We start from the raw sequence: 13892 nt of genomic DNA on the forward strand, positions 1-13892 counted from the left end.
CATTTTGACGAGTCGCTTGCCTTGAATGTTTCAGTGACTGGTCACCAACATCCCGACAAGCGCCCACATGAATTACCTGATCGATTGTTAAAGAGCGTCTCGCTGTTGCCGTCGTGTCCGGCCTGCTTCTGTTGAAGCGGCGGTCTCGCCGACGCCCTGCGAGGAAGGCGTATTCTACATGACCGGCTGTTCTTGTCAACCCTGCAAGGCGTTCCGAAGAAGCGAACCGGGTGACCGAAACCTCGTTGCGCTAGAGCGCTGCGAGTGCCGATCGAGTGGCGTGCATTCTACCGAATGCGGCGAGTTCGTCAAGCGGGAATTTTCAAAGCGTCTTCGAAAAACCCAAGTGGAAACAAGCACTTCTGCCACCATCACCGCCTGCAACGTTTGCCCGTTGCCGGCAGCGGATGCGTACTTTACGGATTTCCCCGGAGCCGCGCAAGGCCTCGATGAAGAAAAATGTCAGAGCCGTGTCGAGACCATGAAACGGCGATGACACGAAGACCCGCAACATCACCCTCACCTCACGCCGCCTGACTGTCCACCGTCCTTTATCCACCACCCTTATCCACCGCCGCTATTGCGCCACCGGCTGTGGATAGCTTACCCATTCTGCAGAGACACGAACGCCCGCGCGAGGCGGGCGTCGTGGCCGGGAGAGCCGGTCAGCCACATAGAGAGAGGCGTGCCTCAGCCGAGGGTCACTCGGGCATAGCGCTTCTTGCCCGCCTGGATGACGTAGCTCTTGCCGGTCTCGAGCATATGATCACGCTCGACCACCTCGCCATCCACCTTGACCCGGCCATTGCCGAGCATGTCCTTGGCCTGGGCACTGTTGTTGGCCAGTCCCGAGCGGTTGAGCACCGCGGCGATCGGCGCCTGGGCGCTGCCCTCGAAGTCGACCTCGACCTCGGGCAAGTCCTCCGGCAGCTCGCCCTCGGCGAGCTGGTTGCCCGCACTGCGGTGGGCGTTGGCGGCCGCCTCTTCACCGTGATAGCGACCGATCAGCTCGCGGGCGAGGACCATCTTGATGTCGCGCGGGTTGGCACCGCCCTCGACATCGCGCTTGAGCGCCTCGATCTCCTCGTTGGGCTTGAGCGAGAGCAGCTCGAAGTAGCGCCACATCAGGCTGTCGGGCATGGAGACCAGCTTGTTGAACATCGACCCCGGCGTCTCGTCGACGCCGACATAGTTGCCCAGCGACTTGGACATCTTCTGCACGCCGTCGAGCCCCTCGAGCAGCGGCATGGTCATCACTACCTGGGGCGACTGGCCGAAGTGCTTCTGGACCTCGCGTCCCATCAGCAGGTTGAACTTCTGGTCGGTGCCGCCGAGCTCCACATCGGCCTCCAGCGCCACGGAGTCGTAGCCCTGCACCAGCGGATAGAGAAACTCGTGGAGGGAGATCGGCTGGCCCGCGCTGTAGCGCTTGTCGAAATCGTCGCGCTCGAGCATCCGCGCCACGGTGCTCTGGCCGGCGAGCTCGATCATGTCGGCCGCGCTCATGGCCGAGAACCACTCGGCGTTGAAGCGCACCTCGGTCTTGTCGGGATCGAGGATCTTGAACACCTGCTCCTTATAGGTCTGGGCGTTGGCCTTGACCTCCTCCTCGGTGAGCGGCTTGCGCGTCACGTTCTTGCCGGTGGGATCCCCGATGCGCCCGGTGAAGTCACCGATCAGGAAGATCACCTCGTGACCCAGGTCCTGAAACTGGCGCATCTTGGTCAGCAGGACACTGTGCCCGAGGTGCAGGTCCGGCGCCGTGGGATCGAAGCCCGCCTTGATGCGCAGCGTGCGCCCGGAGGTCAGCTTCTTCTCCAGCTCGTCCTCGAGCAGGATCTCGTGGGTGCCGCGCTTGAGCAGCGCCAGGGCGCCAGCTACATCGGTCATTGTCTCCTCTCCACTCAGCAGGCGGCCCGCGACCCGGCGGGCACTCGGTGTTCGAATGGTCGAGGATGGTACCATGTCCGACCACCCACGGTTGAGCCCGCCCGGGAGTCCCCATGAGCCTCTTCATCGGCCTGATGTCAGGCACCAGTCTCGACGGCGTCGATGCCGCCCTCGTCGATATCACCCCGGGACGCGCACCGAGCCTGATCGCCACCCATGCCGAGACGATGCCCGAGCCGCTGCGCGACCTGCTGTGGCGACTCTGCCACGCCGATCGCGTGGCCTTCGCCGAGCTGGCGGCCGCCGAGGACGCCTTCTGCCGCCTGCAGGCCACCGCCGTCGAGGCGCTGCTCGGCACCAGCGACGCGGGGCGGGAGACCATCGCCGCCATCGGCAGCCATGGCCAGACCATCGAGCACGCCCCCTGGGGCCATGACGGCGGCCCGGCCTATACGCTGCAGCTCGACAACCCCAGCCTGCTCGCCGAGCTCACCGGCTGCGCGGTGGTCGGCGACCTGCGCCGCCGCGACCTGGCCGCCGGCGGCCAGGCCGCGCCGCTGGCCCCGGCCTTCCACGAGGCGCTGTTTCGGGCGCGCGGCGAATGGCGCCTGGTGCTGAACCTGGGGGGCTTTGCCAACCTCACGCTGCTGCCGCCCGCCAAGGATCCGCGCCCACCGCTGGGCTTCGATACCGGGCCGGCCAATGCCTTGATGGATGCCTGGCACGCCCGCCATCGCGGCGGGCGCTTCGACGCCGGCGGCGCCTGGGCGGCCTCGGGCCGGGTCGACGAGGCGCTGCTGAGGCGCCTGCTGGCACAGCCCTTCTTCCACCGGCCACCGCCCCGCAGCACCGGCCGCGAGGTGTTCCATCTGGACTGGCTGGAAAGGCATCTAGAAGGGGGGGAATCACCGGAGGACGTGCAGGCCACGCTGGCCGAGCTGACCGCCGCCAGCGTGACGCTGGGCGTGGAGATGGCCCGGGAGACCCTGTCGGCCCCGCCGGCCGCGCTGCTGATCCCCTGCGGCGGCGGCGCCCACAATCCGGACCTGCTGGCACGCCTGGCGCGCCGACTGCCCGAGACCCCGCTCACCACCGGTGACGACTGGGGCTGGCCCGCCGACTGGCTGGAGGCCGGGGCCTTCGCCTGGCTGGCCGCGCAGCGCCTGGCCGGCCAGCCGGGCAACCTGCCCTCGGTGACCGGCGCCGCCGGTGCCCGGGTGCTCGGCGGGCTCTACGCCCCATGAGCTCCCTGAAGAGCGAGCGCGGGCCGAGCCGTTAGAAGTCGTCCTCGCCCCTCAGCGAGAGGTGGCTGGCCGCCTCCTTGGCCCCGGCCACGCCTTTACCGCTCTCGTCGCCGAACTTGATCATCATGCGCAGGTCGTTGGCCGAGTCGGCGTGCACCAGCGCCACCTCCTCGGTGATCTTGCCGGCCTTGAAGAGCTCATAGAGCGCCTGATCGAAGGTCTGCATGCCGAGATCCCGCGAGCGCGACATGACCTTCTTGATCTCACTGACCTCCCCCTTGCGCACCAGGTCACCGATCAGCGGCGACTTGAGCATGATCTCGATCGCCGGGCAGCGCCCGCCGTCGACCGTGGGCAGCAGCTGCTGGGCGACGATGGCGTGCAGATTGAGCGAAAGGTCGAGCCACACCTGGGCGTGACGCTCGATGGGGAAGAAGTTGATGATGCGGTCCAGCGCCTGGTTGGCGTTGTTGGCGTGCAGCGTCGCCAGGCAGAGGTGGCCGGTCTCGGCGAAGGTCAGCGCGTGCTCCATGGTCTCCCGGGTGCGCACCTCACCGATCAGGATCACATCCGGCGCCTGGCGCAGGGTGTTCTTCAGGGCCACCTCGAAGGACTCGGTGTCGATGCCCACCTCGCGCTGGTTGATGATCGCCTTGCGGTGCGGATGCACGTACTCGATGGGATCCTCGACGCTGATGATGTGGCCGCCGATCGTCTCGTTGCGCTGCTGGATCATCGACGCCAGGGTGGTCGACTTGCCGGTGCCGGTGCCGCCGACCACAAACACCAGGCCACGCTTGTTGTTGGCCAGCTCGCCGAGGGTGGCGGGCAGCGAGAGCTCCTCCAGATGGGGAATGTCGAAGCCGATGCGCCGAACGACCATGGCCATCTGGTTGCGCTGCTGGAAGGCGCTGATGCGAAAACGCCCCATGCCCTTGAGGCTCAGCGCGAAGTTGGCCTCGTGCTCGGTCTTGAAGCGCTCCTGCTGCGCCTCGGGCAGCGAGACGCCGACCAGCTCGTTGACCTGCGCCACGCTGAGCCCCTGGTCGCCGAGGGGAATGAGCTGGCCGGCCATCTTCAGCGTGGGCGGCGCGTTCACCGAGATCAGCAGATCCGACGCCTCCTTCTGCACCATGATGTCCAGCAGCTGGTGGAGCCACTCTTTTGCCGTCATGTCCCTGCCTCCTTGTTATCCGTGCTCAGGCCAGCACGCCCTTGGCCTTGGCCTGAGCCTCCTCGCGCGCCACGGTATTGTCGGTGACCAGCCGCGCCAGCGCAGAATCCATGGTCTGCATGCCCAGATTGCCGCCGGTCTGGATCGCCGAGTAGATCTGCGCCACCTTGTCCTCGCGGATCAGGTTGCGCACCGCCGCCGTGGCCACCAGGATCTCGTGGGCCGCCACCCGGCCGCCACCCTGACGCTTGAGCAGGGTCTGGGAGATCACCGCCTGCAGCGACTCGGAGAGCATCGAGCGCACCATGGACTTCTCCTCGCCCGGGAAGACGTCGATGATGCGGTCGATGGTCTTGGCCGCCGAGGTGGTGTGCAGGGTGCCGAACACCAGGTGGCCCGTCTCGGCCGCGGTGAGGGCGAGGCGGATGGTCTCGAGGTCGCGCAGCTCGCCGACCAGGATGATGTCCGGGTCCTCGCGCAGGGCGCTGCGCAGGGCCGGGGCGAAGCCGTGGGTATCGCGGTGCACCTCGCGCTGGTTGACCAGGCAGCGCTTGCTGCGATGGACGAACTCCACCGGGTCCTCGATGGTGAGGATGTGCTCGAAGCGGTTATCGTTGATGTAGTCGATCATCGCCGCGAGCGTGGTGCTCTTGCCCGAGCCGGTGGGGCCGGTCACCAGCACCAGGCCGCGAGGCAGCATCGAGAGCTGGCGGAAGACCGGGCCCATGCCCAGGTCCTCCATGGTCAGCACCTCGGTGGGGATGGTACGGAACACCGCCCCGGCGCCGCGGGCCTGGTTGAAGACGTTGACGCGGAAGCGGGAGACCCCGGGCACCTCGAAGGAGAAATCGGTCTCGTAGAATTCCTCGTAGTCGCGGCGCTGGCGGTCGGCCATGATGTCGTAGATCAGCTTGCGGACCTCGCGGTCCTCCATGGCCGGCACGTTGAGCCGGCGAATGTCGCCATCGACGCGGATCATCGGCGGCAGGCCCGCCGAGAGATGGAGGTCCGAGGCGTTCTGTTTTGCCGAGAATGCCAGCAGTTCGGTAATATCCATGCGTTTCCCCTGCTTCCGGGATAAGGTTCCCTTCTGTATGACCAGTATGACAGACCCTACGACATGACGGACCTGGTACTTTCCGAGTCGCTGGCCGCCGCTCGCGCCCGGCTCGACGCGGCCCTCGACGCCGCGGGCCGGCCCGCCGACGCCGCCCGGCTGCTCGCCGTGAGCAAGACCAAGCCCGCCGCGCTGATCCGCCAGGCCTGGCACGAGGGCCAGCGCGAGTTCGGCGAGAACTACGTCCAGGAGGCCCTGGACAAGCAGGCCGAACTGGCGGACCTCACGGCCATCGTCTGGCATTTCATCGGGCCGCTGCAATCCAACAAGACCCGCGACGTGGCCGAGCACTTCTCCTGGGTGCATAGCGTAGACCGGGAAAAGATCGCCCGGCGCCTGAGCGATCAACGCCCCGAGGGCCTGGAACCGCTGGACATCTGCCTGCAGGTCAACATCAGCGACGAGGCGAGCAAGTCCGGGGCCTCCCTCGAGGAGCTTCCGGCGCTGGCCGAGGCCGTGCTGTCGATGCCGCGCCTGCGGCTACGCGGCCTGATGGCGATTCCCGCGCCGGCCGAGACCCCGGCCGAGCAGCGCCTGCCCTTCGCCCGGCTGCGCCAGGCCCTGGAGGCGCTGCGCGAGCGCTTCCCCGAGGCGCCGCTGGACACCCTCTCCATGGGCATGAGCGCCGACCTGGAGGCCGCGGTGGCCGAGGGCGCCACCCTGGTGCGCCTGGGCACCGCCATCTTCGGCGAGCGTCACGCTCGATAATCCCGCCCGAGCCGGCTGCCGGCCGAGGCTTTTACCATCAGAAGGACAGATCCCATGGCCAGCACAATCACCTTCATCGGCGCCGGCAACATGGCCGGCGCCATCATCGGCGGGATGATCGAGAGCGGCTTCGCGCCGAACGACGTCATCGCCACCTCGCCCAGCGACGACGTCCTCGCCCCGCTGCGCGAGCGGCTGGGCATCCGCACCGAGACCGACAATGCCGCGGCCGTCGCCGAGTCCGACGTGGTGGTGCTGGCGGTCAAGCCGCAGATCATGCGCGAGGTGTGCGAGCAGATGCGCGACGCCGTCCAGGCGCGCCGTCCGCTGATCGTCTCGGTGGCCGCGGGGCTGCCGGCCGAGACCCTCGAGGCGTGGCTCGGTGGCGAGCTGCCGCTGGTGCGCTGCATGCCCAACACCCCCGCCCTGGTCGGCGCCGGGGCCGCCGGCCTCTACGCCAACGCACGGGTCGACGAGGACCAGCGCCGGCTCGCCACCGAGCTGATGGAGGCCGTGGGCCTGGTGGAGTGGGTCGAGGACGAGGCCCTGCTGGACGCGGTCACCGCCGTCTCGGGCAGCGCCCCGGCCTACTTCTTCCTGATGTTCGAGGCCATGGAGGAGGCCGGCGTGAAGCTGGGGCTGCCCGCCGACACCGCCCGTCGCCTGGCCATGCAGACGGCGCTGGGGGCGGCGAAGATGGCGCTTTCCAGCGACAAGCCGCCGGCGGAGCTCAAGCGCAACGTGATGTCGCCGGGCGGCACCACCGAACGCGCCATCGCGCACCTCGAGGATGCCGAGCTGCGCCGCATCATGGGCGAGGCGATGACCGCCTGCGCCGACCGCGCCGCCGAGATGGCCGACGAGCTCGGCCAGCGCTGAGCCCGCACGAGTAAACACGATCCCGTTTCAAGGACATGGAGGAGCCCCGATGGGCAGTCAACTGGGAAGTGCCGGCCTGCTGCTGGTGAACACCCTGATCAATATCTACATCTTCCTGCTGATGCTGCGCTTCCTGCTGCAGGCGTCCCGGGCCGACTACTACAACCCCATCAGCCAGTCGGTGGTGAGGGTCACTCAGCCGGCGGTGCGCCCCTTCCAGAGCTTCCTGGGGCCGGTGATGGGCCGCTTCGACCTGGCGACCCTGGCCACGGCCTTCGTGATCAAGGCGGTCAGCATCATCCTGATCCTGCAGGTCGCCGGCTTCGGCATGGCGCCGATCGTAAGCGTGGCGATCGGCGCGGTGGCCGCCGTCGCCAACGCCATCCTCAAGATCTACTTCTTCGCGCTGATCGTGATGATCATCCTCAGCTGGGTGGCGCCGCAGGCCAGCCATCCTGGCGCGCTGCTGGTGATGCAGCTGGTGGAGCCGATCATGGCGCCGGTGCGCCGGGTGATTCCGCCGCTGGGCATGATCGACCTGTCGCCCATCGTGGTGTTCATCGCCATCAGCCTGATCGATGGTATCGTGGTGGGCTCGCTGACCCGCGCCGCGGGTGTCGTCGGGGCCCTGGTCGGCCTCTGACGCTGGCCCATTACAACGACTGGACACGACAGACCGATGCCCGAGTTTCCCCGCGATTCGGTCGGCCTGGTGACGCCCGAAACGGCGCACTTCGCCGAGCCCCTGGCCCTGGCCTGCGGCAGGACGCTGCCGGCCTATAACCTGGTCTACGAGACCTATGGCACGCTCAATGCCGAGCGCTCCAACGCCATCCTGATCTGCCATGCCCTCTCCGGGCACCACCACGCCGCCGGCTTCCACGCCACCAATGAGCGCAAGCCCGGCTGGTGGGACGCCCACATCGGCCCCGGCAAGTCGATCGACACCGATCGCTTCTTCGTGATCTCGGTGAACAACCTCGGCGGCTGCCACGGCAGCACCGGCCCCACCAGCGAGAACCCGGAGACGGGACGCCAGTGGGGACCGGACTTCCCGATCATCACGGTGGTCGACTGGGTGCACAGCCAGGCACGGCTGGCCGACCGGCTGGGTATCGAGCGCTTCGCCGCGGTGATCGGCGGCAGCCTGGGCGGCATGCAGGTGCTGCAGTGGACGCTCTCCTATCCCGAGCGCATCGCGCATGCCGTGGTCATCGCCGCGACGCCCAAGCTCTCGGCCCAGAACATCGCCTTCAACGAGGTGGCGCGCCAGGCGATCCGCTCCGACCCCGACTTCTTCGAGGGCTGGTACGCGGATCACGACACGGCGCCGCGGCGCGGCCTCAAGCTCGCCCGCATGGTGGGCCACATCACCTACCTGTCCGAAGACGCCATGGGCACCAAGTTCGGCCGTGACCTGCGCACGACCGACCTGAACTTCGGCTTCGACGTGGAGTTCCAGGTGGAGTCCTACCTGCGCTATCAGGGCGACACCTTCTCCACCTCCTTCGACGCCAACACCTACCTGCTGATGACCAAGGCGCTGGACTACTTCGACCCGGCGGCGGCCCACGACGGCGAGCTGTCCCGGGCGCTCGCCCCGGCGGCCTGTCCCTTCCTGGTGGTCAGCTTCACCACCGACTGGCGCTTCCCGCCGTCGCGCTCCAAGGAGCTGGTCAACGCCCTGATCCGCGCCGACAAGGCGGTCAGCTACGTCAACATCGACTCGTCCCACGGCCACGACGCCTTCCTGATGCCCGAGCCCCGCTATCAGGCGGTGTTCGCCGCCTTCATGAGCCGCGCGGCCCGGGACCTGGGCCTGGAGGGCCACTCATGATGCGCGCCGACCTCAAGCTGATTCACGCCTGGATCCCCGAGGGCGCGCGGGTGCTCGACCTCGGCTGCGGCGAGGGCACGCTGCTGGCGGCGCTGGCCCGCGACAAGGGTGTCACCGGATATGGCCTGGAGATCGACCCCGAGGGCATCACCGCGTGCCTTGCCAAGGGCGTCAACGTCATCGAGCAGAACCTCGACGAAGGGCTCGCCAACTTCGACGACAACGCCTGCGACCTGGTCGTCATGACTCAGGCGCTGCAGGCGCTGCGCCGCCCCGACCTGATGCTCGACGAGATGCTGCGCGTTGCCGGGGAGTGCATCATCACCTTCCCCAACTTCGCCTACTGGCGCCACCGCGCCTACCTCGGCTTCAAGGGCTACATGCCGGTCTCCCGCTCGCTGCCCCACGCCTGGTACGACACGCCCAACATCCACCTCTCGACCTTCAACGACTTTGAACGCCTGTGCCGCGACAAGGGTCTGAGCATTGTCGACCGGGCGGTGGGCATCGGCGATCACGAGGGCCACTGGACCTCGCGCTGGTGGCCCAACCTGTTCGGCGAGATCGCCATCTTCCGGGTCGCCCGCCGGCCGTGAGCCCGCGCGCCCCGAGACACTGCCCAGAGCCGAGAGGGAGAACCGACGATGATGCGACACAGCCTGACGGCCCTGATGCTGGGCCTGCTCCTGCTGGCGGCCGTGCCCGCCCAGGCCCAGCAGTTCGAGCAGGTGGGGGACTACCAGATCCACTACAGCGCCGTGAACACCAGCTTCCTGCCGGCGTCGGTGGCCCGCGAGCACGGCATCCAGCGCAGCCAGGCCATGGCGCTGCTCAACGTCAGCGTGATGGAACGGCTCGAGGACGGCTCGACCCGCCCCGTGATCGCCTCGGTCGACGGCCGCAGCGGCACGCTCGACGGCAGCGACGGCAGTCCGCTGGCCTTTCGCAGCCTGCGCATCAACGACACGCCCTCCCAAGTCGCGGTGTTCCGCATCCGCGAGGACGAACCGATGCGCTTCGACCTGCGCGTGCGCTACGACCGCAATGCCGAGCCCGCCGAGGTGAGCTTCATCCAGCGCTTCTACATCGATCGATGAGCGCCCGGATCGACGACGTCCCGCCCATCGCCCACCTCGCCGAGCTCGAGGCCAGCGCCTCGCTCGGCCTGCGCCTGCCCGACGGTCGCGACGCCCTGCTGGTGCGGGTGCATGGCCGGGTCAGCGCCTTCGAGAACCGCTGCCCCCACCAGGGCGTGCCGCTCGAGGCCGAGCCGGACCGCTTCCTGGAGGCCGGCGGCGAACTGATCCAGTGCGCCATGCACGGCGCGCTCTTCCTGCCCGAGGGCGGCGAGTGCGTGTTCGGCCCCTGCCAGGGCGAGCAGCTGCGCGAGATTCCCGTCTCAGTCGACGATAGCGGACGCATCCACCTGGCGAGTGAGTGAGACCGGAAGCCCCTTGCCCAGGCGCACCTCGACCGGCACGCCCCCCGCGCGGCGGATCTCGCAGCGCCGCGCCAGCACCTCCACGCCGCGCGCCGCCACCTCGCGCAGGGTCGCGGCATAGGCCGGATCCAGATGCACGGCCGGCGCCACGTCCGCGATGCCCTCGTGGGCCACGCAGAACAGCAGCACGGCGCGATGCCCCCGCGCGGCGAGCGCCGCCAGCGCCTCGAGATGCCGGCGCCCCCGCGCGCTGACCGCATCGGGGAAGTAGCCGTGCCCGTCGGCCTCCCTCAGCGTCACCTGCTTGACCTCGACGAAGGCCGTGGCGCGGCGGGGATCCTCGAGGCAGAAGTCGAGCCGGGTGCGTTCGCGGCCCTTCCCGCCACCGGCGCCCTCGCCCTGCCCCCCGTCCGACCCGTCGAGCCGCTCTTCGACGCGCACCTCGCGGCGAATCTCCGCGTAGCCCGACAGCTCTTCCACGCGCCCCGCGCGCAGTGCCTCCTCGACGATGCGGTTGGCGCGCCCGGTGTGCACCGAGGCCGCCGCCACGCCGCCCTCGGGCTGCGGCAGCTCGATCAGCTCCCAGGTCCAGGCCAGCTTGCGCGCCGGGTTGTCGCTGGCGGCGAGCCACACCCGGCAGCCCGGCACGTTCACCGCCCGCATCGAGCCGGTATTGGGGCAGTGAGCGACCACCTCGCGGCCATCGTCGAGGCGCACGTCGGCCAGGAAGCGCTTGTAGCGGCGCAGCAGGGTGCCGGGCACCAGGGTCGGGTACTCCATCAGCGACGCGCCAGGAAGCGCTCGAGGCGGCTAACCGCCTCCTCGAGGCGCGCCTCGCCGGTGGTGAAGGCGATGCGCACATGCTGCTCGCCCCCCGCCAGGGCGAAGTCGGTGCCCGGGGTGATGGCGACGTTCTCCTCCTCGAGCAGCGCGCGGCAGAACGCCTCGCTGTCGTCGCTGTAGCGGGAGATATCGAGCCACAGGTAGAAGGCCCCCTGGGGTGGAAGCGACGGCGCCAGCCCCAGCCGCGAGAGCCCCGCCAGCAGGGCGTCGCGGCGCCGGCCGAGCTCGAGCCGCCGCGCCTCGAGGATCTCGCGGCAGTCGGGCGTGAAGGCGGCCAGGGCGGCATGCTGGGCCGGGGTGGAGGCGGCCAGGAAGACGTTCTGGGCCAGCCGGGTGAGCGGCTCCACCGCCCCCTCGGGGGCCAGCAGCCAGCCCAGGCGCCAGCCGGTCATGCCGAAGTACTTCGAGAAGCTGTTGACCACGAAGGCGTCCGGGGTGGTCGCGGCCACCGACAGCGGCGGCAGGTCATAGCAGAGCCCCTGGTAGATCTCGTCCACCAGCAGATCGCCGCCGCGCGCCTTCACGGTGTCGGCCACCGCCGCGAGCCGGCCGGCGTCGAGCATGTGGCCAGTGGGGTTCGAGGGCGAGGCCAGCATGGCGAGCCGTGTGTCGTCGCGCCAGTGGCGCGCCACCAGCTCGGCATCGAGCTGCCAGCCGCTCTCGGGCCCCACCGGTACGGCATCGACCTCGGCGCCGGCCAGGGCCATGAAGTGGCGGTTGCAGGGGTAGTTGGGGTCGGCCATCAGCACCCGGTCGCCGGGCCCCGCCAGCAGCTGGCTGGCCAGCAGCAGCGCCCCGGAGGCCCCGGGCGTGATCAGGATGCGCGCCGGATCGACCGCGGCCCCGAAGTGCTCGGCATAGTGCCCGGCGATCGCCTCGCGCAGCGCCGGCAGGCCGGCCGCCGGCGTGTAGCGGGTGTGGCCAGCCGCCAGGGCGGCCCGGCCGGCCTCGACGACCGGCGCGGGGGTGGCGAAGTCGGGCTCGCCGATCTCCAGATGGATGACATCGTGACCGGCGGCCTCCCGGGCCTGGGCGACCTCCAGCAGGCTCATCACGCGAAAGGGGGCGATACGCGCCACCCGGTCATTCCAGGACATCCGTGGCTCCTCTGTTCGCACCGGGAATCGAAGGGCATCTTTCCGGCGGCCGGTGGTCAAATTCGACATGTTACGACTTTTGGCGCGAAGCAGCAGTCCCGATGCCGCCGAAGGTTGCAACGCCCGTCTTTTTCCGATAAACAAGCATCCCTTTGGCGTGAAATACCCTGCAGACGGCGGGTATTGATCAGCAGTCACTCAAGACACGAGGCGGACCCATGCCAGTAGCAGAAAAGAAGATGGATGCTCCCAAGAAATTCACCCCGTACGAGCCGGCGGCGGGTGAAGAGTACATGAACGAGAAGCAGCTGGAGCACTTCCGCAAGATCCTGCTGGGCTGGAAACAGGAGCTCATGGAAGAGGTCGACCGCACCGTTCGCCACCTGCAGGAAGAGGCGAACAACTACGCCGACCCGGCCGACCGGGCCACCCAGGAAGAGGGCTTCAACCTGGAGCTGCGCACCCGGGATCGCGAGCGCAAGCTGCTCAAGAAGATCAACGAGACCCTCGACAACATCGACGATGACGATTACGGCTTCTGCGAGGCCTGCGGCGTCGAGATCGGCATCCGCCGCCTCGAGGCGCGTCCCACCGCCACCCTGTGCGTGGACTGCAAGACCCTGGCCGAGCTCAAGGAAAAGCAGCTGGGCGGCTGACGGCGATGCCGATGCCCCGGATCTCCCCCCGTGACGGGCACCTGAGGGTGCCCGTTTGCGTGTCGGCCAGCCACGCCGGATCGGCCCTTCACGCAGGAGGAGTGCGATGAGCGCCTACCGCGGGCGCTTCGCGCCGACCCCCTCGGGCCCGCTGCACTTCGGCTCCCTGGTGGCGGCCCTGGCGAGCTTTCTCGACGCCCGCCGCGCGGGTGGCGAGTGGCGGCTGCGCATCGAGGACATCGACCCGCCGCGCTGCCCGGCCGGCGCCGCCGACACCATCCTGCGCCAGCTCGAGGCCTTCGGCCTGGGCTGGGACGGCCCGGTAAGCTGGCAGCATGACCGCGACGACGCCTTCGCCGCCGCGCTGGAGCGCCTCACGGCTGCGGGCCTCGCCTACCCCTGCAGCTGCTCGCGCAAGCAGTGGCGCGAGTACTCCGTCTATCCCGGCTGGTGCCGCCACGGCGTGTGCGAGCCCGCCAAGCCGGTGGCCTGGCGGCTGCGCAGCGACCTGGGGCCGCGCCCGGTGGTCTGGCCGGATCGCCTGTTCGGCGAGCAGCGCTTCGACCCGGCCGCGCTCGGCGACGTGGTGCTGAAGCGCAAGGACGGCCTCTGGGCCTATCAGCTCGCGGTGGTGGTGGATGATGCCGACCAGGGCATCAGCGACGTGGTGCGCGGGGTCGACCTGCTCGACAACACCCCCTGGCAGCGCCAGCTGCAGCAGGCGCTGGGCTACCCCGAGCCACGCTACCTGCATCTGCCGCTGATCCTCGGCGACGACGACCAGAAGCTCTCCAAGCAGAACCTGGCGCCGGCCCTGCCCGAGGCCGATGACGCGGTGCGACCGCTGCTGCACGCCGCCCTGACGGCGCTGGACCAGGCGCCGCCGCGGGAGCTTGCCACGGCCCCGGTGGCCGAGCAGCTCGCGTGGGGCATCGCCCACTGGGACGTCGCCAAGCTTCGCGCCGCGCCCCATCGCCAGACCGACGCCACCATCCCCTGAGAGGAG

Annotated in this window: 15 protein-coding genes; 10 read left to right on the top strand and 5 right to left on the bottom strand. The window is 69.0% G+C overall.

What is annotated here, in order from left to right:
* Nucleotides 1–690 precede the first annotated feature (690 nt).
* On the bottom strand, nt 691–1890 hold the full coding sequence (tyrS, locus tag ABE957_RS12655; RefSeq protein ID WP_349759050.1) for a tyrosine--tRNA ligase: 1200 nt from the start codon (nt 1888–1890) through the stop codon (nt 691–693).
* Between the two features lie 113 nt (nt 1891–2003).
* On the opposite strand from tyrS, the gene ABE957_RS12660 reads away from it, so the two are divergent.
* A complete protein-coding gene (locus ABE957_RS12660; RefSeq protein ID WP_349759051.1) occupies nt 2004–3134 on the top strand; it encodes an anhydro-N-acetylmuramic acid kinase in 1131 nt (376 codons plus the stop codon).
* A 31-nt stretch (nt 3135–3165) separates the two neighbouring features.
* Here the strand turns inward: ABE957_RS12660 and ABE957_RS12665 are convergent, their stop codons facing one another.
* Both ABE957_RS12665 and ABE957_RS12670 read right to left on the bottom strand, forming a co-directional pair.
* Complete coding sequence (locus ABE957_RS12665) at nt 3166–4308, bottom strand: PilT/PilU family type 4a pilus ATPase (protein ID WP_349759052.1); 1143 nt, start codon at nt 4306–4308, stop codon at nt 3166–3168.
* A 25-nt stretch (nt 4309–4333) separates the two neighbouring features.
* Complete coding sequence (locus ABE957_RS12670) at nt 4334–5365, bottom strand: type IV pilus twitching motility protein PilT (RefSeq protein ID WP_349759053.1); 1032 nt, start codon at nt 5363–5365, stop codon at nt 4334–4336.
* A 63-nt stretch (nt 5366–5428) separates the two neighbouring features.
* Here ABE957_RS12670 and ABE957_RS12675 point away from each other — a divergent pair, with 63 nt between their 5' ends.
* Genes ABE957_RS12675 through ABE957_RS12705 form a run of 7 tightly spaced genes read left to right on the top strand, consistent with a single transcriptional unit; the run spans nt 5429 to nt 10290 of the window.
* Complete coding sequence (locus ABE957_RS12675) at nt 5429–6133, top strand: YggS family pyridoxal phosphate-dependent enzyme (RefSeq protein ID WP_349759054.1); 705 nt, start codon at nt 5429–5431, stop codon at nt 6131–6133.
* A gap of 54 nt (nt 6134–6187) precedes the next feature.
* A complete protein-coding gene (proC, locus tag ABE957_RS12680; protein WP_349759055.1) occupies nt 6188–7012 on the top strand; it encodes a pyrroline-5-carboxylate reductase in 825 nt (274 codons plus the stop codon).
* A 49-nt stretch (nt 7013–7061) separates the two neighbouring features.
* Complete coding sequence (locus ABE957_RS12685) at nt 7062–7655, top strand: YggT family protein (protein ID WP_349759056.1); 594 nt, start codon at nt 7062–7064, stop codon at nt 7653–7655.
* Between the two features lie 36 nt (nt 7656–7691).
* The gene (gene metX / locus ABE957_RS12690) at nt 7692–8849 is read left to right on the top strand and encodes a homoserine O-succinyltransferase MetX (protein ID WP_349759057.1); all 1158 of its coding nucleotides are present in this window, start codon (nt 7692–7694) and stop codon (nt 8847–8849) included.
* A complete protein-coding gene (metW, locus tag ABE957_RS12695; protein ID WP_349759189.1) occupies nt 8849–9445 on the top strand; it encodes a methionine biosynthesis protein MetW in 597 nt (198 codons plus the stop codon). The genes metX and metW overlap by 1 nt, the downstream gene beginning before the upstream one ends.
* A 48-nt stretch (nt 9446–9493) precedes the next feature.
* Entirely contained in the window at nt 9494–9946 is a 453-nt protein-coding gene (locus tag ABE957_RS12700; RefSeq protein WP_349759058.1) for a DUF4426 domain-containing protein, read from the top strand.
* Complete coding sequence (locus ABE957_RS12705) at nt 9943–10290, top strand: Rieske (2Fe-2S) protein (RefSeq protein ID WP_349759059.1); 348 nt, start codon at nt 9943–9945, stop codon at nt 10288–10290. Before ABE957_RS12700 ends, ABE957_RS12705 begins: the two co-directional genes overlap by 4 nt.
* Here ABE957_RS12705 and ABE957_RS12710 read toward each other — a convergent pair.
* Complete coding sequence (locus tag ABE957_RS12710; RefSeq protein ID WP_349759060.1) at nt 10249–11070, bottom strand: DNA/RNA nuclease SfsA; 822 nt, start codon at nt 11068–11070, stop codon at nt 10249–10251. The two genes, ABE957_RS12705 and ABE957_RS12710, sit on opposite strands and share 42 nt — an antisense overlap.
* The gene (locus tag ABE957_RS12715) at nt 11070–12230 is read right to left on the bottom strand and encodes a pyridoxal phosphate-dependent aminotransferase (RefSeq protein ID WP_349759061.1); all 1161 of its coding nucleotides are present in this window, start codon (nt 12228–12230) and stop codon (nt 11070–11072) included. The genes ABE957_RS12710 and ABE957_RS12715 overlap by 1 nt, the downstream gene beginning before the upstream one ends.
* Before the next feature lie 218 nt (nt 12231–12448).
* Between ABE957_RS12715 and dksA the strand changes: the two genes are divergently transcribed.
* Nucleotides 12449–12886 (top strand): RNA polymerase-binding protein DksA, encoded by a 438-nt coding sequence (dksA, locus tag ABE957_RS12720; protein ID WP_089852064.1) that lies wholly within the window; start codon nt 12449–12451, stop codon nt 12884–12886.
* Nucleotides 12887–12992: 106 nt separating this feature from the next.
* Nucleotides 12993–13886, top strand: coding sequence for a tRNA glutamyl-Q(34) synthetase GluQRS (gene gluQRS, locus ABE957_RS12725; protein WP_349759062.1), 894 nt, complete (start codon nt 12993–12995; stop codon nt 13884–13886).
* Nucleotides 13887–13892: the final 6 nt, after the last annotated feature.

Origin of the sequence: Halomonas pelophila (assembly GCF_040196315.1) — a bacterium.
GTDB classification, from domain to species: domain Bacteria; phylum Pseudomonadota; class Gammaproteobacteria; order Pseudomonadales; family Halomonadaceae; genus Halomonas; species Halomonas pelophila.